Below are 17,685 nucleotides of genomic sequence, written 5' to 3'. Positions count from 1 at the left end.
TAAAAGTCATCATGTACAAATTAAAAATGGGTATTATCGGTGCTGGCGGAATTGCCCAAAAAAGGCATATCCCAGCTTTTCAAAAATTTCAAGATAAAGTGGTTTTATACGCCATTCAGGATATAGATGAAATGAAGGCGCGAGAAGTGGCGCGTGAATTTCATATCGAAAAGGTTTTCACCAATTATGAAGAAATGTTTGCTGAAGTGGATGCTGTTACGATTGCAACGCCAAACAAGTTCCATGCGGAGATTTCCATTGCTGCTCTGCAAGCGGGTGTTCATGTGTTATGCGAAAAGCCAATGGCCATTACAACCGAGGAATGTTTAGCAATAACCGAGGCTGCAAACATATCGGGTAAAGTGTTATCGACTGCCTATCATTACCGCTTCATGAAGGAAGCCCAGGCTGCAAAGAAAATGATTCAGGCCGGTGAGATCGGTGAACCTTATGTAGCGCGTGTACAGGCAATCAGACGTCGCAAAGTTCCTGGCTGGGGAGTTTTTACAAGTAAGGAATTACAAGGCGGGGGAAGCGTGATCGATTACGGCTGCCATTTGCTTGATTTGGCATTATGGCTGATGGATGACCCAGAACCGATTGAAATCGTAGGTTCGACATATAATTATGTCAGTAAGGGTGTCGATCAGGTCAATTTATGGGGGAATTTCGATGCCTCGGTATTTGAAGTGGATGACCATGCCACGGCATATATCAAATTTGCCAACGGAGCATCTCTATTATTCGAAACATCCTGGGCCGCGAATATCCGTGAAGAAGCAACTGTTTTGAGTTTATCCGGAACGCAGGGCGGACTTGATGTGTTCCCTTTAGTCTTGAATCAGGCTAAGCACGGCATGCTTTTAAACAGTGAGGCAGTATGGATGCCAGGGGAGGATACACCAGACCTGCAACAGGCAGAGAACTTTATTAATAGCTGCTTGGGGTTGGCAGAACCATTGGTAAAACCATCGGAAGCCATGAAAGTTTCAAAAATAATCGAAGCCATTTATCAAAGCTCGGCAAGTGGGAAGGTCATGAGCATAAATTAATGAAAAAGGTGAGGTGGGGCATGTGAAATTAGGGATCTTTACAGTGCTATTTGCTCAAAAATCATTCGAGGATATGCTTGATTATGTCGCGGATTCCGGATTAAAAACAGTTGAAATCGGTACAGGCGGGTATCCAGGGAATATCCATTGTCCACTCGATGAACTGCTGGAAAGTGAAGAAAAGCGCCAAGAATACCTCGAAGCCGTTCAAGCAAGAGGGTTAACGATCAGTGCATTCAGCTGCCACGGCAATCCAATCTCTCCAGATGAAGCATTCGCTAAAGAAAGTGATGAAACACTGATTAAAACAATCAAGCTTGCTTCCTTACTGAACGTCCCGGTCGTCAATACCTTTTCCGGTACAGCAGGTGATCACGAAGGAGCTAAATATCCAAACTGGCCCGTCGCCCCATGGCCGAATGAGTATACAGATGTGCTGAAATGGCAATGGGAAGAAAAATTGATCCCCTATTGGAAAAAGACGGCCGCCATTGCCGATGAACACAATATAAAAATCGGCCTTGAACTGCATGGGGGCTTTCTCGTGCACACACCCTACACCTTGTTAAAACTTCGGGAAGCTACATCTGATGCAATAGGCGCCAACCTTGATCCAAGCCATCTTTGGTGGCAGGGCATCGAACCAGTCGGGGCAATCAAAATCCTCGGGAAAGCGGGAGCAATCTACCACTTCCACGCAAAAGACACATACTTGGATCAGGATAACATCAATATGTATGGGTTAACCGACATGCAGCCATATGGAAATATCCAGAGCCGTGCCTGGAACTTTCGCTCTGTAGGATGCGGCCACAGCCTGCAAGAGTGGTCCGACATCATAAGCGCCCTTCGCACATACGGTTACGACTACGTCGTCAGCATCGAACACGAAGATCCGCTAATGTCGGTTGAAGAAGGATTCCAACGGGCCGTAACCAATCTGAAAACTGTACTCATCAATGAAAGCCCAACTGATTTATGGTGGGTATAATTTAGAGCCGATAACGAGCAGCCTAATGCAGGTTGCTTTTTATTTTTGCCCCTTACTCGTGAAAAAGTGGAATTCACGAGTAAAAGTGCAAAACTCACGAGTAAATCCGAAAAACTCACGAGTAAAAGAGTGAAACTCACGAGTAAAGTGGAATTAATAATAAATCAAAATTCTTTTTTTTACATCAATTGTGTTGAAGACAAACATATTATGACCCTTTCCACCCTTACGTTTAAACGGGTTCTTCACTGTCAATATACTGGAAATCTTTCGCCTTTCTTAACATACGTGTAATCATGAAGCATAGGAGGAAGTAAAAGCTCCATAAAAGAAATCAGCTGTATCCAATGGAGATAGCTGGTTTTAAAAAAATTTCAAATTGACAGTCACCTACTACGTGTTACAGCATACTCTATAGTAAGTAACACTGAATAGTGAAGTTGCAAAAATATTATTAAGAAAAAAAGTTGACACCTCTGCTACTCAGTGTTACAGTTTAGTTGTAATAAGTAATACTAAATAGCGTGATTTCCCAAAAGCTATTCAGTAAAAATTCCCTTCAGAACTAAGTTATAAGTCACAAAATAGAGGAGGCTCTGAACATGGAAAATTTAACTGAAATGCTGAAAGGTTCGCTGGAAGGCTGCGTGCTGGAAATCATCAGCCGCCATGAAACCTATGGCTACGAGATTACCCGCCGCCTGAACGACCTTGGGTTTACTGAAGTCGTGGAAGGGACGGTCTACACCATACTCGTGCGATTAGAAAAGAAAAAACTGGTGAACATAGAGAAGAAACCGTCAGATATGGGGCCGCCCCGCAAGTTTTACTCACTTAATGAGGCTGGCCGCCAGGAACTTGAACTGTTTTGGAAAAAATGGGATTTTGTATCATCGAAAATCAACGTCTTAAAGTCAATCTAGCTTCATAAGATATTTCGTACGATATTTTTGGACTGTCTTGTTCAGCTTTATCAATAAGGAGGAAAAATAACATGATGGAAATGTTCAAAAAAATGATTGGTGATAAAAAAGAGTATAAAATGATGATGGCACGGGTTGAAGCCCTGCCAGAGGACTATCAGTTTGTATTTAAGAAAATTCAAAGCTACATGTGGAATTTCTCAGCGGGCAGCGGGATGGATATGCTGCACATGCAGTATGAATTAATCGATTTGTTCGAAGCCGGTGCGGCGGAAGGTAGACAAGTGCTGGAAATCACTGGGGACGACGTGGCGTCCTTTGCCGACGAACTAGTGGCAAATGCTAGAACCTATTTCGCCAAGTATCGTGAAGATTTGAATGAAAGTATCATGAAGCGATTGGGAAAAAATAAATTCAATAGATAATTCCGACTGAATAGCTGGTTACAAATGTGAATTGCCACCTTCGCTATTCAGTTATATTTTTAACTCGGTAATAAGTAATACAGAATATCAGTCAGACTAAATAGTAGAGAATAGGCAATCTAGTTCCGCTAGGCGCTCGACCGGATAATTACAAACTTACAAGCGGCCTTGCCGCACTATTAAAAGGAGGAAAAAAGTATGAGCAATGCAGCGATTTCTGTAAAAGGGTTAAAAAAATCCTTTAAAGACAATGAAGTCTTGAAGGGGGTGGATTTTGAGGTACGGCGTGGCGAAATTTTCGCACTGCTGGGCTCAAATGGAGCGGGCAAGACGACGACGGTCAATATCCTCTCGACTCTGATGAAGGCCGATGGCGGCGAAGTAGGTATTTGCGGCTTTGACGTCCAGCGTCAACAGGATCATGTTCGCCAGAGCATCAGCCTGACAGGGCAGTTCGCAGCTTTAGACGGTATGCTCACCGGACGGGAAAACCTGATGATGATCGCCAAGTTGCGGGGAGTTTCCAATCCTGCTCAAGTCGCCGACAATCTGCTTGCAAGATTCAGCCTGACCGATGCGGCCAACCGTCGGGCGGACAAATATTCCGGCGGGATGAAGCGTCGGCTTGACATCGCCATGAGCCTGATCGGGACGCCAGCAGTCATTTTTCTCGACGAACCGACGACAGGGCTTGACCCTGAAGCGCGGATTGAAGTCTGGGATACCGTCAAGGAGCTTGCCGGCGGAGGCACGACCATCTTGCTGACGACCCAGTACCTGGAGGAAGCCGAACAACTGGCGGACCGTATCGCCATCCTGCATGGCGGAAAAATCATCTCGACCGGGACCCTTACCGAACTCAAGGAGATGTTCCCGCCAGCGAAAGTGGAGTACATCGAGAAGCAGCCGACACTGGAGGAAATTTTCCTCGCGATCATCGGCAAAAAGGAGAAGATGTAAATGAAAAGCAAAACAGGGGTATTACTAGGACGTTTAATGCGCAACATCATGCGCAGCCCGGATACAATTATCACGGTGGCGATTACGCCGATTATGATGCTGCTACTGTTTGTCTACGTATTTGGCGGCGCCATAGAGACAGGCACGGACAACTACGTCAATTATTTATTGCCGGGAATTTTGCTGATGGCTATCGCATCCGGCGTCGCTTACACTTCCGTGCGGCTGTTTACGGATGTAAAGAGCGGGCTGATGGCACGTTTCATTACCATGCCCATCAAGCGCTCGTCGGTATTGTGGGCACACGTGTTGACCTCGCTTGTTTCCAATGCGCTTACTGTCGTGGTGGTTATCCTTGTCGCGCTCTTGATGGGCTTCCGTTCCAGCGCTGATATCCTGGATTGGCTCGCGGTAGCTGGGATACTCGCGCTGTTTACGCTAGCGCTGACATGGCTGGCGGTCATTCCCGGATTGACAGCGGGGTCTATGGAAGGCGCGACAGCCTACTCGTACCCGCTGATTTTCCTGCCGTTTATCAGTTCGGCCTTTGTCCCCACCGAAACCATGCCTAAAATTGTCCGTGCGTTCGCTGAGAACCAGCCCGTGACTTCAATCGTGAATGCGATTCGTGCCCTCTTGTATGAAGGGTCTGTTGGCAACGATATTTGGATCGCGCTTGCCTGGTGTGTCGGCATCATGGTCATCGCTTACTTCTTCGCCAGTAAAGCATTTAAACGCCAGTTAGGGTAAGTACACCATAAAGGGATTAGCCATATCAATAGTCAGCCGATGCGATGAATGCATTTGCTATCACATGGAAGGCTTAAATGCCGGGGCAACCATCGATGAAATCATGGAAACCCTCACAATTGTTGTGATTGGTGTTGGCTCGATCACTTATCCCAACGCGAGGTTTGCCATGCATGCTCCGAGTAAAACTTCAAAACTCACGAGTAAAAGTGTGGAATTCACGAGTAAAAGCGTGAAACTCACGAGTAAAGTAGAATTCACGAGTAAAACAGCAGCATTCACGAGTAAAAGTGCAAAACTCACGAGTAAAAGTGCAAAAATCACGAGTAAAAGCGCAAAACTTACGAGTAAAAGTGCAAAAATCACGAGAAAACCGCAAAACTTACGAGTAAAAGCGTGAAACTCACGAGTAAAGTAGAATTCACGAGTAAAACAGCAGCATTCACGAGTAAAAGTGCAAAAATCACGAGTAAAAGCGCAAAACTCACGAAAATATCCGCAAAACTAAATAGCAAATGATTGCTGAAAATTCTTCTGAAAGTAAAAAAATGATGCCCCCGAATTCTGGGGGCATCTTCATTATCATCTTTGCCTTGGGGTGTAATCCAATTCCTTAAATAGTTCCGTCAATTCATCCTCGGTCAGGTCGCGCCATTGTCCGTTCGCCAGTCCGTCCAGATGGATGTTCATGATTCGGATTCGATGTAAATCACGGACTTCATAACCCAGTGCGGAGCACATACGGCGGATTTGTCTGTTCAGTCCTTGCATCAAAGTGATGTTAAATGTATATTTGGTCAACTGCTCAACTTTACAAGGAAGTGTTTTCGTATCCAAAATCTCCACTCCGGAGGACATATCTTTAATGAAGGACGCGGTAATTGGCTTATCCACGGTTACGATGTATTCTTTTTCATGCTTGTTTTCTGCACGAAGGATTTCATTTACGATGTCTCCGTCATTTGTAAGAAGGATCAGACCGCTTGAGTCTTTGTCCAGCCGACCGATATGAAAAATGCGAAGCGGATGATTTACAAAATCAACGATATTGCCTTTAATGTGTTTTTCGGTCGTACTTGTAATCCCTATCGGTTTATTCAGTGCAATATAGACATTTTGCTGCTCGACTTTTATCGGCTTGCCGTCTACACGAACATCATCGCCGGGTTCAGCTTGACTGCCGAGCTCAGCTACAGTGCCATTAATCGTCACACGGCCCTCGGCTATCCATTTGTCTGCGCCTCGTCGCGAGGTAATTCCGGATTCACTGATAAATTTATTGATCCTCAACTAAAGCACACCTTTACATTCAAATTTTCTTCTTTAAAGGATAACGTAAATCATGGTGCATAGACAAGGGGAAAAGACAAGAAAGCGTTCGTTGGTGAGAATTACAGGATGTTCTTTACATGTTCTTCGTGACAGCTGCCGGATATGCCTTTTTCTTTTTGCTTGTCAGGTAAACGCCAATAAAGACAAGGATGCCACCGAGGATTTGGATTATCGTAATCGCATGACCTAAAACCAGGCTAAGGATGGCGGTAAATACAGCAATCAGATTCAGATAAATTCCTGCCTGGCCGGCATTGATATGACGAAGGGAAATATTCCAGAAAATAAATGAGCCGACAGACGGGAAGATTCCAATATATAAGAGACCCGTGATTGCTTTACTGCTTAAATCAAGGTTCATTCCCGAGCCAATGGCAAATGGAGCGACGAGAATCAATCCGAGAAATACGGAAACGGCAGTAGCAGAGATGATTGGAATGTTTTTCAGTTTTTTACCGATTATTGAATAAAAGGTCCAAACGAGAATCGCCAGGATCATTAATAGGTCGCCTTTATTATAGGTGAGCTGGAAAATATCCAGAAGGTGTCCTTTTGTCAAGACCAATAAAACGCCGAATAAAGAAATGATAAGTCCGAGTGCATGAAGGGATGAAATTTTCTCCTTTAACAGCAAAGCGGAAAAAAGAACAATTAAGGCAGGGTTCATGGAATTGACAAGAGCGGCATTCATGGAAGTTGTATAGGTCAAAGCCCAATAAAGGAAAAAATTATAACTGATGATCCCGAGCACACCCAAGACTAATAGTAATTTCCAGGCTTTCCATACACTCTTCCAGTGTGGCTTTTCAATCCATTGCGCTAAAGGAAACAATAAGAAAACGGCAATTAGCCATCGCGTAAATGTTAGCTGGATCGGGGAAAGTTCTGTCACAACGTATTTTCCGAAAATGTAATTACCGGCCCAGAACAAATTTGCCAAGATAAGAAATAAAATAACAATAGATTTTTTCATCAGACTGCCTCTTCCTTAATTTATGGAATATTCACTAAATATAACAAAGTAGAGGTACCTAAGCAATATAGAGAGCCTACAGTCAATTTAAGTACAAGGATGAACCGCAGAGTAGGATAAAAAGGCCGTTCAGCTTAAACTGAACAGCCTTTTTCACATCTATATTAAGCGAAAATGGCACTGATTTCGGCGATTTCGTCCATGGTTAGATCGACATCCAATGCTTGTAAGTTGCGTGTGACCTGTTCTGGCTTTTTCGCTCCGGGAATCAGTACATCGATCGAGTGCCGAGTTAAATACCAAGCTAGTACGACATCGGCGACTTCGGTATGCTTCCTGTTGGCGATCGCCCGTACTTCTTCCACTTTTTGCAGGTTGCTTACAAAGGCTTGTCCTTGGAAAAGCGGACTTTTTGCCCGGCCGTCATCGAATGTTGATTCCTGATTATATTTGCCGCCGAGCAGACCGGAAGCAAGGGGGAAATAAGGAATGAAGGAAATATCATTCTCGGCTGTATATGGCAGCAGGTCTTGTTCTGCCTCACGTTTGAATAGATTGTACTCGGATTGCAGGACATCGACATAGCCGTCTTTATTCGCTTCCTTCAATTGTTCGAACGAAAAGTTCGAGACGCCGATTGATTTGATTTTGCCTGCATCCTTCAATTCCTTTAAGGTACCTACTGCTTCATCTTTAGGGGTATCGCCATCAGGGAAATGAATATAAAATAAGTCGATGTAGTCTGTTTGGAGCCTTTTTAGACTCGAGTCCACGGCATCTTTCAGAAAAGCCGGAGAGTTATCAAAGACGATGTTGCCATCGACAAATTTATGTGCCCCTTTAGTGGCAAGGACTATGTCATCGCGTCTGCGGCTATCTTTAAGGATTTCACCGATAAGTTCTTCTGAACGCTCAGGACCGTAAATGTAAGCAGTATCCCAAAAGTTGATCCCCTCTTCCAATGCCGTTCTCAAAACATCCCTTCCTGTATCCTCACTTAGATTAGGGAAAAGGTTATGCCCGCCAATTGCATTCGTGCCAAGGCCAATCGGATTTACATACAGATCTGTTTTACCAATACGGGTTTGCTTAGACATATTACTTATCATCTCCTTTGACCCCATCATAACAAAAAGTGGATGTCGATTTCCAAAATAAAGCAATGCAGTTGTGCACAAAATAAGCAGATGATCTGTAAAATCACCTGCTTACTTCATTATTATAGTGTTTCGATTTCCAACTCCTCCGCTGGAGCTGTTTGTCCGATTTGACTGAGCAGAACGCCAAGGGCTGTACCGACGAGAGCAGGGATGATCCACTCCATGCCGTAGGCGGAAAGGGGAAGGACATCACTCAAGGTTTGCACGGGTCCTAATTGTAAGCCGAAAGCATTCAGTCCATCCATCAAGGCGAAAACTCCTGTGAAAGTCATTGCACTGCGATAAACCTTCTTCGGGTTTTTGAAATGACGGCTGAAGAATGTCAGGACAATCAGGACGATCGTTAACGGATAAGCCATCACAAGGAATGGTACCGATACTTTCAGAATTTCATTCAGACCCATATTTGAAAGGATGAAACCGACGATTGTTACGATCAGAATGACGGTTTTATAGTTCAGCTTGGGGAAAAGTTTCGAGAAATACTGTCCGCAAGCAGTCGTCAACCCGACGACGGTGGTGAAGCATGCTAAAGTGAAAATGATGCCGAGAAGGACCTTACCGCCAGTTCCAAGTAAAAGGGTCGATGCGACAGTGAGGATATCCGTTCCGTTTTCGAATGAACCATCGGCTGCCATGCGTGCACCGATTACTCCTAAGGAGATATAAACTAAAGAAAGCAAAACACCAGCGATGAGACCCGCTTTTACTGTATATCTCGTCAATTGCTTTCGTTCGGAAATCCCCCTTTGCTGGATTGAAGTAAGGATGACGATCCCAAAAGCCAGGGAAGCCAGAGCATCCATCGTGTTGTAGCCTTCAATGAACCCTTTCGAAAATGCTCCTGCAGCATATGCTTCGGTTGGAGCTTGGAATGGAGCATCAAGCTTTACGAACCCAACGACACAGAGAATGACCATGGACAAAAGTAGAACGGGTGTAATCCAGCGTCCCATGAAGGTTTCCATTTTTTCTGGATTCAATGAAATGGCATAAACGATGATGAAAAATACGGTTGTGAACATGAATAGAAATAGTGATTGATTCATTGAGTCGCCAAGATACGGCTTGAAGCCCATTTCATAGGCAACATTCGCATTCCGTGGAATGGCCAGAAACGGCCCGATGCTTAAATAGATGACAACCATGAACAACGTGCTGAATAGTGGATGTACACGGGCACCGATGGTTTGTGCCCCGCCTTTAACAAGTGAGACTGCAAGAAGCACCAAAATTGGCAGGCCGACTCCGGTGGCGACAAAACCGGCAATGGCCGGCCAGAAAGAAGTTCCTGAAGATGCTCCTAAAAATGGAGGGAATATAAGATTCCCCGCTCCGAAGAACATTGAGAAAAGCATAAGGCCGATAAATAATGTGTCTGTTTTTTTCATGATGATTTCTCCTTTTTTTTAAAATGATAACTCTCGCCGACTGGCCTGAAAAAGGCTAATTAAAGTGTTTTGTGCAAATAAAAAACTCGCCCCTGAAAATCAGGGACGAGTTTATGCTCGCGATACCACCCATATTCCGCACTACAAAGAAGCTGCGGCACTCAGTCAACGTACGAATTCATACGTGATCCATTGTAACGGCGGAAACCCGTCAAAGCCTACTGCATTTTCAGCTTTGCATCTCAGAGATGATTTTCGGATAGGCCTTGGACATCGACTTCCACCACATGTCGACTCTCTGTGGAACAGGGTTCTCATCTTACTCTTTCTCTTCATAGATTTTATAATATAAAGACAATTTAGCAAATTCTGATTATGAAGTCAACATAATTTATCATTAATCCTTTAAAAGGAGCAGGAAATTAGTCCCTCGTTGGCGAAACTTCCTTTATCCAGAGGATTTTTTAAAGAAGAATAGGCTATTACTCCCTATTATCTTTCTAATCGCAACTATATTATAATAGAAGGCAGAACACTAAAGGAGACAACAGTATGTCTGAAAATAAAAAATTAAGCCTGGCGGATGCAGTCAAACAAAAACTGGCTCAAAAGCAAGCAGGATCAAGTAAAGATAAACTGGAAACAGGCGTTGTGAAGAAAACGAAACAGCTTAAAAGCCAGTTGACCAAAAAGCCGAATAACCAACGTAAGCGTACAGGGGTATAATCCTAATTTGTCAAAGGACAAGTACTGTTCGGAGCTTATCAGAGAGCAGTTACCTTTTATGAATGAGGTTACTGCTTTTTTATATGGATGAGGCAGGGTGATTTTGCTTTTTACCGTTTATAGGTAAGATGAAGGGGTGGGCTTCTGGTAATTTAGAGGGATAAAGAATGGTTCGCTCATCTCTAGAAAAAACATATTTTCTCGAATATGGAAATGACATCTCTGTATCGGTTTATTAAAAACATTACAGTTCCGGTTGTTTCTGTTTTAAAATTGTAAGAGTGGTGACATGTTGTTACCATATTGTTTTGCTAAAATAACATTTTAAGGTTTTGTAAATGATTTTTTAACTAAAGGAACCTATAGATTGAATGTTAGGTCTACTAGAAGGCTTATAGAATCAGTGATTATCCTTTAATTGAAAATATGAAATATATCGGGGGAATAAAGGTGGACGAACGTCTGATCGGAAAAAAATATTATGAAACGATGATTGAGGATACAAGGAAGCACCCCATTCAAGCTTTGGGTGAAATGTTTCTCGTGGAACAAAAAAAGGAAAGAGCGGATTTAACCGCAATTAGATTTACTCAAGGAGAAGTATATTTTCAGCATCATGACTATGAGGCAGCCATTTTTAAATGGGAAAACATAGAAGGGGAACTTGGTTCATGGGCGAAGAAAAACATCGCTGATGCTTATTTTGAACTGGAAATGTATTCAACCGCAGAGGATATCTATAAATCCGTCGATACGGATGAAGCGGTCTTGAAAACAGAGGTTCTTTTGCAACTGTTTTCCCTGTACATAGTGGAATCGAGAAATGACCTGGCTTCCAATGTCGTGAAAGAAGCAGTCGAGTTCCAACCGGACTACCCGAATGTCACGGAAATTGCACGCGCCTTTTTTGAAGAACAAAAGGATTGGAACAGTGCGGTGGTATTAGCGGCGAATGAAAGTATCCGTACAGAATCAATGGGCTGGTTCGATGTGCTGAAAACGTATATCCAGCAAGGTGTTGCCCAATCGATGGATCCGGATTATTTTTCAACTGTCCTTGGTTCGCTATACACACTCGACCAGGAACGTTTCGAAAAGGTGACGGTTGCCCTGTGGAAAAACTATAAATATACGGATTCTTATTTCGAATGGCTAAGAGTGATTAATAACTTGATAGATACCATCGAATTGAACCATGCGGATGTATGGGATGAGCTTTCCGTCTATTATAGGGATGCATATGCAGGTCTGTTAGAAGGAACGCACCTAATCAAAGAATTAAGTCCTGTCGTGCCAAGGTTGCTGGAAAACTGGCTCAAAATCGCAGACGGGGAGCTCTCGCTGTTTGCGGCGGCATCCGCGTTGTCCTGGAATGAAATCTTCCCGGATACTATCAATGCGCTGGTCATTCAGGATGCAGAGAGCCTGCTTTCGAAATCGCCTAAATTGGGTGGCGGACTGGAAGCGGGAGAGAAACTGTTCAATTCCATTATCCAGTGGGCTGAAGATAATGATTTAAAGGTCGGCAATAAGCTTAAATGGATGGTAGACGGGCTTAAGGATACCCGGAATTTCAATCTTCTTCTTGCAGGAAGTACAGGAAATGGCAAGACATCCTTTATTCAGTCAATCGTTGGTGAGAGCATTGCCGCTGAAGATCATTCGTCACTAGTCAGTGTCAAAGATGGGGATGATCTGGAAATCCTTGAAATTACCGATACAGATAGCAAAGTTGTCGAGGAGCTAACTGATTTGGATGAAACTCGCCGACAGCGCGGGACTATTGTCGATGTGACCATCATCAGTGACTACCTAAGAAATAATCAACTGCGATTATTGGATACACCGGGGTTCAATGGGGAAAAAAGCGTGGAATCCGATTTCCAGGGCTATTTACATGGCAGTGATGGATTGATGTTCGTTCTTGACGCCCGGGCGCCTTTCACCGGCAGCGAAAGGGATCTGTTATTGGAAATTCAAATGATGGCTCCGAAACTGCCGATTCATTTCTTATTAAATAAAATGGATACGATATACAGTGATCAGGTCGCAGTCCGGATGGAAGACGAAACATGGGATAAAGTGAATGCATATTTCCCGAATGCGAAAGTATTCGCTTTCTCCAAACACTATGACAGCAGGCAGCAATTGAAGGATCTTTCAGCTTTCCTTCAATCGAATTATCAAGATGATAATTGGAAGGAAAGAAGATCTGAAAAAATTCTGGCATTCATTCGTAAAACTTTATCTTATCTGTTAGAAAAACGGGCAGCCAATGAGCGGAAATGCGAGCATTCCATCTCTTGGAATGAACAGATGGAAGTCAAGCTGAATGGGGCGGTCAATCAACTGGCTGATTTGGAAAAAGAAAAAAGTGAAAATATCATAAGGTCGTATCGTCTGCTTAAGGACGAAGTGAAAAATCAGCTTTATTCAAAAATTCCTGAATTACTGAGGGATTGCTCTAAATCGTTAACGGAAAGCAGTGATTTCAGTCAGGTCCATGTACAGTTAAACCAGGAAATGAATGAGCGGATTCAAAACTTCATTTCTGACAAGATCATGCCTCAATATTACCGTTCTCTTCAAGACTGGATTGCCAGTTCCCAAATGGAGTTCACGCAAAGCCAGCAGTTTATGGATGAGATGAGTGCCGGATTCAATGAATTATACAAAGAAGAACGGATTACGCTGGCAGGCGACTTCAGGGTATTGGATGACTGGCGCCGTGATGCCGACCGGATGACAAGCAGTATCCGCATCGAAAACGTCAATATCCTTTTGCGCAGGACTCCATCTCAATTACTGCTTAAAGGGGCAGGGAAGCTGTTTGGGGCGATACCGCAAAATAAAGCCAATATGTACAATCGTTACAAGAAATATCTGGAAAGTGAAGATTACCTGGATGTTGCGGAAATGATCACGGAACGTTTCCTTACCCAATTTGGATTGTTTGAAAAATCTTTGGATCGTGACATCTCCCTTTTCTATCGCGGTTCATTTGCCTTACTTCAAAAAACGATAGAGCAAACGCAGACTGAAATAAAAGACTACCAGGCTGCATTGGAGCATATGAAAGAAAATCCGGAAGTTTACCGTGACCCGATCACTTTGTTCGAAGTGAAATTAAGGCAGTTGGAGCGGCTTGAAAAGATTGAGAAAAAGCGTCTAGCCCAGCTTCAAAGAAAATAAAAAATAACGGGAAACATTTCAAATATTCAAAAATCTATTGACTTTACGACTATATCCCTATAAAGTGATAATTACGAAAACGTAACACGATATATCTCTTATCAAGAGTGGCGGAGGGACTGGCCCTAAGATGCCCAGCAACCGTTCCATTAGGAATTGGTGCTAAATCCTGCAAAACAGAAATGTTTTGACAGATAAGAGAGGGACAAGTCTGCAAAACAGCCGATTAAACCTCTCTATATTAGAGAGGTTTTTATTTTGGGATTTACACCAACTTAACTGATAAGACTAATTAGAAAAAATGGAGGGAAACAAGATGAAAAGGTCTATTAAAGGGATATTCATTTCAGCCATCGCTTCGGCTTTGCTTTTAACGGGTTGCTCTACAGGTCAGAGTTCCACAGAGTCGAAGAAAGAAGAAAAAGTATCATTTGAAAATGTTCCGGAAAGATTTGCTGATGGAGATGGAGCCAGAATCAAAGTGATCCGTAAAATCGGCGGTGATGATCATACGGCCCAATACCTGGCGGGGGCGAAGGAAGAAGGAGAAGCACTGGGGTTTCAAGTGGATACGTATACAGCCAATGGTGATACGGCTAAATTCCATGATGCGATAGCGCAGGCTTTGGAGGAAGATTATGACGGCTATATCATTTCCCATGGTGATGATGCAGCAACTGTGAATGACGTTCAAAAGTTGGTTGATGCAGGTAAAAGCGTTGTCACATTCGATTCAATAAGCGATCTATCTAAAATAGAAGGCGTGACATTAACTTCACAAGATGATGAAGCGTTGGCAACGCTGGCTTTTGATAAACTGATAAAAGAACAGAAAGGTGAAGCGTCAATTGCATATCTTTGGGTGGATGGATTTCCTCCAATGGTAAGAAGAAATGCAGTCTATCAGGAAAAATTAAAAGAAAATCCTGGGATTAAAGAAGTTGAAAGATTCGGAGTGGCATCTGCTGATACTTCGGTTCAGACACAAAATGCTGTAGCCGCAATGCTGAATAAATACCCTAAAGGTAAATTGGATGCCATTTTCGCAACATGGGATGCCTTTGCTATCGGTGCAGCCCGGGCGATTAAAGAGGCGGGCCGCGATGAAGTGAAGATATATGGAATAGATGTTTCGAATGCAGATCTCCAGGAAATCCAATCGGCTGATAGCTCATGGTCCTACACGGCAGCAGTCGATCCCAAGTTGATCGGTGCAGTGAATATGAGGATATTGGCTAAAAAATTAGCGGGCGAAGAAACACCGCAAACCTATGACTTGGAGGCTTCACTTATTTCACAAAAGCAAATCCAAGCGTCAAAAGAAGCGGTGAACATGGCAAATCTGTCTGGTATTGTCGATGGCTGGGGTATATCGACGGAATTTGAAGAAGAATGGATGAAAGTTTTGAAAGATCATTATAAAAAGTAAAAAGAGACACTCTCTTTCCAGTGAAGGGAGTGTCTGTTCAATAAGGGGGAATGGACATGGGCACGCAACTAGAAATGAAGAAGATTTCGATTGAATTTCCGGGGGTGAAGGCGCTGAGTGATGTTGATTTTTCCGTAAAATCAGGGACAGCCCACGCATTGGTCGGTGCAAACGGAGCAGGGAAATCGACGTTAATGAAAGTTTTATCGGGAGCCCATGTTCATTATTCAGGTGACATTTTTATTGATGGGATGAAGCGGGATATCCGCTCACCAAAAGCGGCTCAAGAACAAGGCATTCAAATTGTTTATCAGGAAGTGGATACCGCCCTCATACCTTATTTAACGGTTGGGGAAAATGTAATGTTGAATGATATGGTTCAAAACATGGGAAAAAAACAGATGGTCCAATGGAAAGAGCTGCACAACCAAGCCGCATCTATTCTTAATGATATGAAAATTCGTGTCCCTTCGAAAAAGCTGGTAAGAGACCTTACCTTGGCTGAAAAACAGATGGTCCTGATAGCAAGAGCCGTTTCGACAGAATGCAAATTCCTGATTCTCGACGAGCCAACTGCTCCGTTAAGTCATACGGAGACGACAGAACTTTTTCGAATTGTAAATGAATTAAAGCAAAAAGGCGTGGGAATCATTTTCATTTCACATCGACTGCCTGAAATTTTTGAAATCTGTGAGGAAATTACGATCATGAGGAATGGGAAGCGTGTCACTTGTCGAAAGAAGGAAGACATAACCCGTACTGAAGTGGTAGAGAACACGCTTGGAAAAACCATGGATGAACAGTTTCCTGAAGTGAATGCTTCGATTGGCGACGTTATTCTGGAAGTGAACGGATTGTCAGATGCAGAGAAAGTTAAAAATGTCAGTTTGAATATTAAAGCAGGCGAGATAATCGGCTTGGCAGGGTTGGTCGGGGCTGGGAAAACGGAGCTGTGTAAAACCCTTTTCGGTCATACTTCGATCACAGCGGGTGAAGTCATTCTGAATGGTCGAAAGCTTTCCTTGAAATCACCGCACGAAGCAGTAAAAAGCGGTCTGGCACTTGTACCTGAGGAACGCAGAAAAGAAGGGGTCCTTGTTCAGGAATCAGTCTCGGCGAACTTGACGGCAGCCAGTCTTGGCAAATTCTCCAAGACATTCAGCTTCGTGAATCGCAAGGCGGAAAAGGAAAGAGCCAAGGAAATGATCGCAAGTCTCGGCATTAAAACTCCTTCAGGGGAAGTGAATGTCGAAAACCTTTCAGGTGGCAATCAGCAAAAAGTTGCCATCGGGAAATGGCTTATGGCCGATGCGGATGTATACATATTCGATGAACCAACGAAAGGGGTCGATGTTGGAGCCAAGAAGGATATATTCGAATTGATTGCAGAGCTTGCAAGGAATGGGAAAGCGATCATTTATGCATCATCCGAGCTTTCCGAAATCATTGGCATTACCAACCGGACATATGTGTTATATGACGGGAGCACTGTCATCGAATTAGAAACAAGCAAAACGAATGAAGAAGAACTACTATTCTATTCAACAGGAGGAAAATAGAATGAGCATACCCATTCCTGTTACACAGACAGCGAAAGCGAAGAAAAAAGTGGAACTATTCGACTTTTTCTATAAATACGGCACAATATTGACGATTATCATTCTGATTGGAATTTTTGCCGTGTCCAATCCATCTTTCATTCAAACTACGAATCTGGTCAACATCCTGCGTTCCATTTCAATCGTGACCATCATTGCGATCGGCATTACGATATCCCTGACCGTGGATGGCTTCGACCTTTCAGTCGGCTCCGTCGCATCATTGGCCAATGCCATCGTCATCTCGATGTTTGTCTGGTTTTCACAGGATACATTAATTGCTATATTAGCTGCGATCGGTGCCTCACTTGTCGTAGGGGCTTTGAATTCATTCATGATCGTTAAGTTGAGAATTCCCGACATGCTGATGACATTGGCTACCATGTTCATTATCCAGGGAATTGCCCTTACCTATACAAAAGGGGCCACGGTTTCACAAAATATGGTCATGCCCGACGGGACATTCGCAACAGGACTGATCAGCCCGTTTTTCGCCAAAATTGGCCAGGTACCATGGATAATCCTGATCATGGCCGTCATTGTGATAGCGACCCATATCTTTTTGACTTATACGAAGCACGGTCGTTATATGTACATTATTGGGGGAAATAAGGAAGCGGCGAGACTTTCCGGAATATCGGTTAATAAATACAAAATCCTTGCCTATCTGCTTTCGGCTCTATTTGCTGCAATCGGGGGGATTGTCCTTGCTTCAAGGGTCATGACATCGGAAATCAATTCAGGGTCACCCTATTTAATGGATGCCGTCGCGGCAGCCTTCAT

Annotated in this window: 17 protein-coding genes, 1 riboswitch and 1 other annotated feature; of the genes, 11 read left to right on the top strand and 6 right to left on the bottom strand. The window is 43.5% G+C overall.

The genetic code is table 11. From position 1 onward, the window contains the following. Positions 1 to 11: 11 nt before the first annotated feature. From V3595_RS23805 to V3595_RS23780, 6 genes are all read left to right on the top strand, one after another. Positions 12 to 1,052: a Gfo/Idh/MocA family protein gene (locus tag V3595_RS23805; protein WP_034305944.1), complete on the top strand. Its 1,041-nt coding sequence runs from the start codon at positions 12 to 14 to the stop codon at positions 1,050 to 1,052. A gap of 22 nt (positions 1,053 to 1,074) precedes the next feature. After that, a complete protein-coding gene (locus V3595_RS23800; RefSeq protein ID WP_485910089.1) occupies positions 1,075 to 2,043 on the top strand; it encodes a sugar phosphate isomerase/epimerase family protein in 969 nt (322 codons plus the stop codon). Positions 2,044 to 2,645: 602 nt separating this feature from the next. Beyond that, positions 2,646 to 2,966, top strand: coding sequence for a PadR family transcriptional regulator (locus V3595_RS23795; RefSeq protein ID WP_016114891.1), 321 nt, complete (start codon positions 2,646 to 2,648; stop codon positions 2,964 to 2,966). A 71-nt stretch (positions 2,967 to 3,037) separates the two neighbouring features. Then, entirely contained in the window at positions 3,038 to 3,391 is a 354-nt protein-coding gene (locus V3595_RS23790) for a DUF1048 domain-containing protein (RefSeq protein ID WP_402905823.1), read from the top strand. 198 nt (positions 3,392 to 3,589) lie between these two features. Then, a complete protein-coding gene (locus tag V3595_RS23785; RefSeq protein WP_485910086.1) occupies positions 3,590 to 4,351 on the top strand; it encodes an ABC transporter ATP-binding protein in 762 nt (253 codons plus the stop codon). Beyond that, positions 4,352 to 5,101 (top strand): ABC transporter permease, encoded by a 750-nt coding sequence (locus tag V3595_RS23780; protein WP_485910084.1) that lies wholly within the window; start codon positions 4,352 to 4,354, stop codon positions 5,099 to 5,101. Between the two features lie 147 nt (positions 5,102 to 5,248). Here the strand turns inward: V3595_RS23780 and V3595_RS23775 are convergent, their stop codons facing one another. From V3595_RS23775 to brnQ, 6 genes are all read right to left on the bottom strand, one after another. After that, the gene (locus V3595_RS23775; protein ID WP_485910216.1) at positions 5,249 to 5,467 is read right to left on the bottom strand and encodes a hypothetical protein; all 219 of its coding nucleotides are present in this window, start codon (positions 5,465 to 5,467) and stop codon (positions 5,249 to 5,251) included. Continuing rightward, positions 5,464 to 5,589 carry a hypothetical protein gene (locus tag V3595_RS23770; protein ID WP_485910214.1) on the bottom strand — a complete coding sequence of 42 codons (126 nt, stop codon included), beginning with the start codon at positions 5,587 to 5,589 and terminating at the stop codon, positions 5,464 to 5,466. Before V3595_RS23770 ends, V3595_RS23775 begins: the two co-directional genes overlap by 4 nt. A gap of 94 nt (positions 5,590 to 5,683) precedes the next feature. After that, entirely contained in the window at positions 5,684 to 6,391 is a 708-nt protein-coding gene (rluF, locus tag V3595_RS23765) for a 23S rRNA pseudouridine(2604) synthase RluF (protein WP_350301088.1), read from the bottom strand. Between the two features lie 115 nt (positions 6,392 to 6,506). Beyond that, positions 6,507 to 7,406, bottom strand: coding sequence for a DMT family transporter (locus V3595_RS23760; protein ID WP_402905831.1), 900 nt, complete (start codon positions 7,404 to 7,406; stop codon positions 6,507 to 6,509). Positions 7,407 to 7,570: 164 nt separating this feature from the next. Then, the gene (locus tag V3595_RS23755) at positions 7,571 to 8,503 is read right to left on the bottom strand and encodes an aldo/keto reductase (protein WP_485910082.1); all 933 of its coding nucleotides are present in this window, start codon (positions 8,501 to 8,503) and stop codon (positions 7,571 to 7,573) included. Positions 8,504 to 8,625: 122 nt separating this feature from the next. Next, positions 8,626 to 9,957 (bottom strand): branched-chain amino acid transport system II carrier protein, encoded by a 1,332-nt coding sequence (brnQ, locus tag V3595_RS23750; RefSeq protein ID WP_485910080.1) that lies wholly within the window; start codon positions 9,955 to 9,957, stop codon positions 8,626 to 8,628. 98 nt (positions 9,958 to 10,055) lie between these two features. Next, positions 10,056 to 10,302, bottom strand: a binding site (T-box leader). 207 nt (positions 10,303 to 10,509) lie between these two features. Here brnQ and V3595_RS23745 point away from each other — a divergent pair. From V3595_RS23745 to V3595_RS23725, 5 genes are all read left to right on the top strand, one after another. Then, entirely contained in the window at positions 10,510 to 10,683 is a 174-nt protein-coding gene (locus tag V3595_RS23745; RefSeq protein WP_164468807.1) for a hypothetical protein, read from the top strand. Positions 10,684 to 11,133: 450 nt separating this feature from the next. Then, positions 11,134 to 13,875 carry a GTP-binding protein gene (locus V3595_RS23740; protein WP_485910078.1) on the top strand — a complete coding sequence of 914 codons (2,742 nt, stop codon included), beginning with the start codon at positions 11,134 to 11,136 and terminating at the stop codon, positions 13,873 to 13,875. Positions 13,876 to 13,970: 95 nt separating this feature from the next. Further along, positions 13,971 to 14,076, top strand: a riboswitch (SAM riboswitch). A 115-nt stretch (positions 14,077 to 14,191) separates the two neighbouring features. Continuing rightward, positions 14,192 to 15,304 carry a sugar ABC transporter substrate-binding protein gene (locus tag V3595_RS23735; protein WP_485910076.1) on the top strand — a complete coding sequence of 371 codons (1,113 nt, stop codon included), beginning with the start codon at positions 14,192 to 14,194 and terminating at the stop codon, positions 15,302 to 15,304. Between the two features lie 56 nt (positions 15,305 to 15,360). Continuing rightward, positions 15,361 to 16,863 carry a sugar ABC transporter ATP-binding protein gene (locus tag V3595_RS23730; protein WP_485910074.1) on the top strand — a complete coding sequence of 501 codons (1,503 nt, stop codon included), beginning with the start codon at positions 15,361 to 15,363 and terminating at the stop codon, positions 16,861 to 16,863. A gap of 1 nt (position 16,864) precedes the next feature. After that, positions 16,865 to 17,685, top strand: an 821-nt coding sequence (locus tag V3595_RS23725; protein ID WP_485910072.1) for an ABC transporter permease, incomplete at its 3' end; no start/stop codon positions are given.

It is taken from the genome of Bacillus sp. CFBP9009 (assembly GCF_036541465.1).
Lineage (GTDB): Bacteria > Bacillota > Bacilli > Bacillales > DSM-1321 > Peribacillus.
Note: the sequence above shows the minus strand (reverse complement) of the source record. Positions and strands in the feature narration are given on the sequence as shown.

Excerpts from the sequence above, each read along its gene's own strand:
- V3595_RS23805 (WP_034305944.1), top strand. The coding sequence starts at position 12 with ATGTACAAATTAAAAATGGGTATTATCGGTGCTGGCGGAATTGCCCAA.
- V3595_RS23795 (WP_016114891.1), top strand. The coding sequence starts at position 2,646 with ATGGAAAATTTAACTGAAATGCTGAAAGGTTCGCTGGAAGGCTGCGTG.
- V3595_RS23790 (WP_402905823.1), top strand. The coding sequence starts at position 3,038 with ATGATGGAAATGTTCAAAAAAATGATTGGTGATAAAAAAGAGTATAAA.
- V3595_RS23785 (WP_485910086.1), top strand. The coding sequence starts at position 3,590 with ATGAGCAATGCAGCGATTTCTGTAAAAGGGTTAAAAAAATCCTTTAAA.
- V3595_RS23780 (WP_485910084.1), top strand. The coding sequence starts at position 4,352 with ATGAAAAGCAAAACAGGGGTATTACTAGGACGTTTAATGCGCAACATC.
- V3595_RS23760 (WP_402905831.1), bottom strand. The coding sequence starts at position 7,406 with ATGAAAAAATCTATTGTTATTTTATTTCTTATCTTGGCAAATTTGTTC.
- V3595_RS23755 (WP_485910082.1), bottom strand. The coding sequence starts at position 8,503 with ATGTCTAAGCAAACCCGTATTGGTAAAACAGATCTGTATGTAAATCCG.
- brnQ (WP_485910080.1), bottom strand. The coding sequence starts at position 9,957 with ATGAAAAAAACAGACACATTATTTATCGGCCTTATGCTTTTCTCAATG.
- V3595_RS23745 (WP_164468807.1), top strand. The coding sequence starts at position 10,510 with ATGTCTGAAAATAAAAAATTAAGCCTGGCGGATGCAGTCAAACAAAAA.
- V3595_RS23735 (WP_485910076.1), top strand. The coding sequence starts at position 14,192 with ATGAAAAGGTCTATTAAAGGGATATTCATTTCAGCCATCGCTTCGGCT.
- V3595_RS23730 (WP_485910074.1), top strand. The coding sequence starts at position 15,361 with ATGGGCACGCAACTAGAAATGAAGAAGATTTCGATTGAATTTCCGGGG.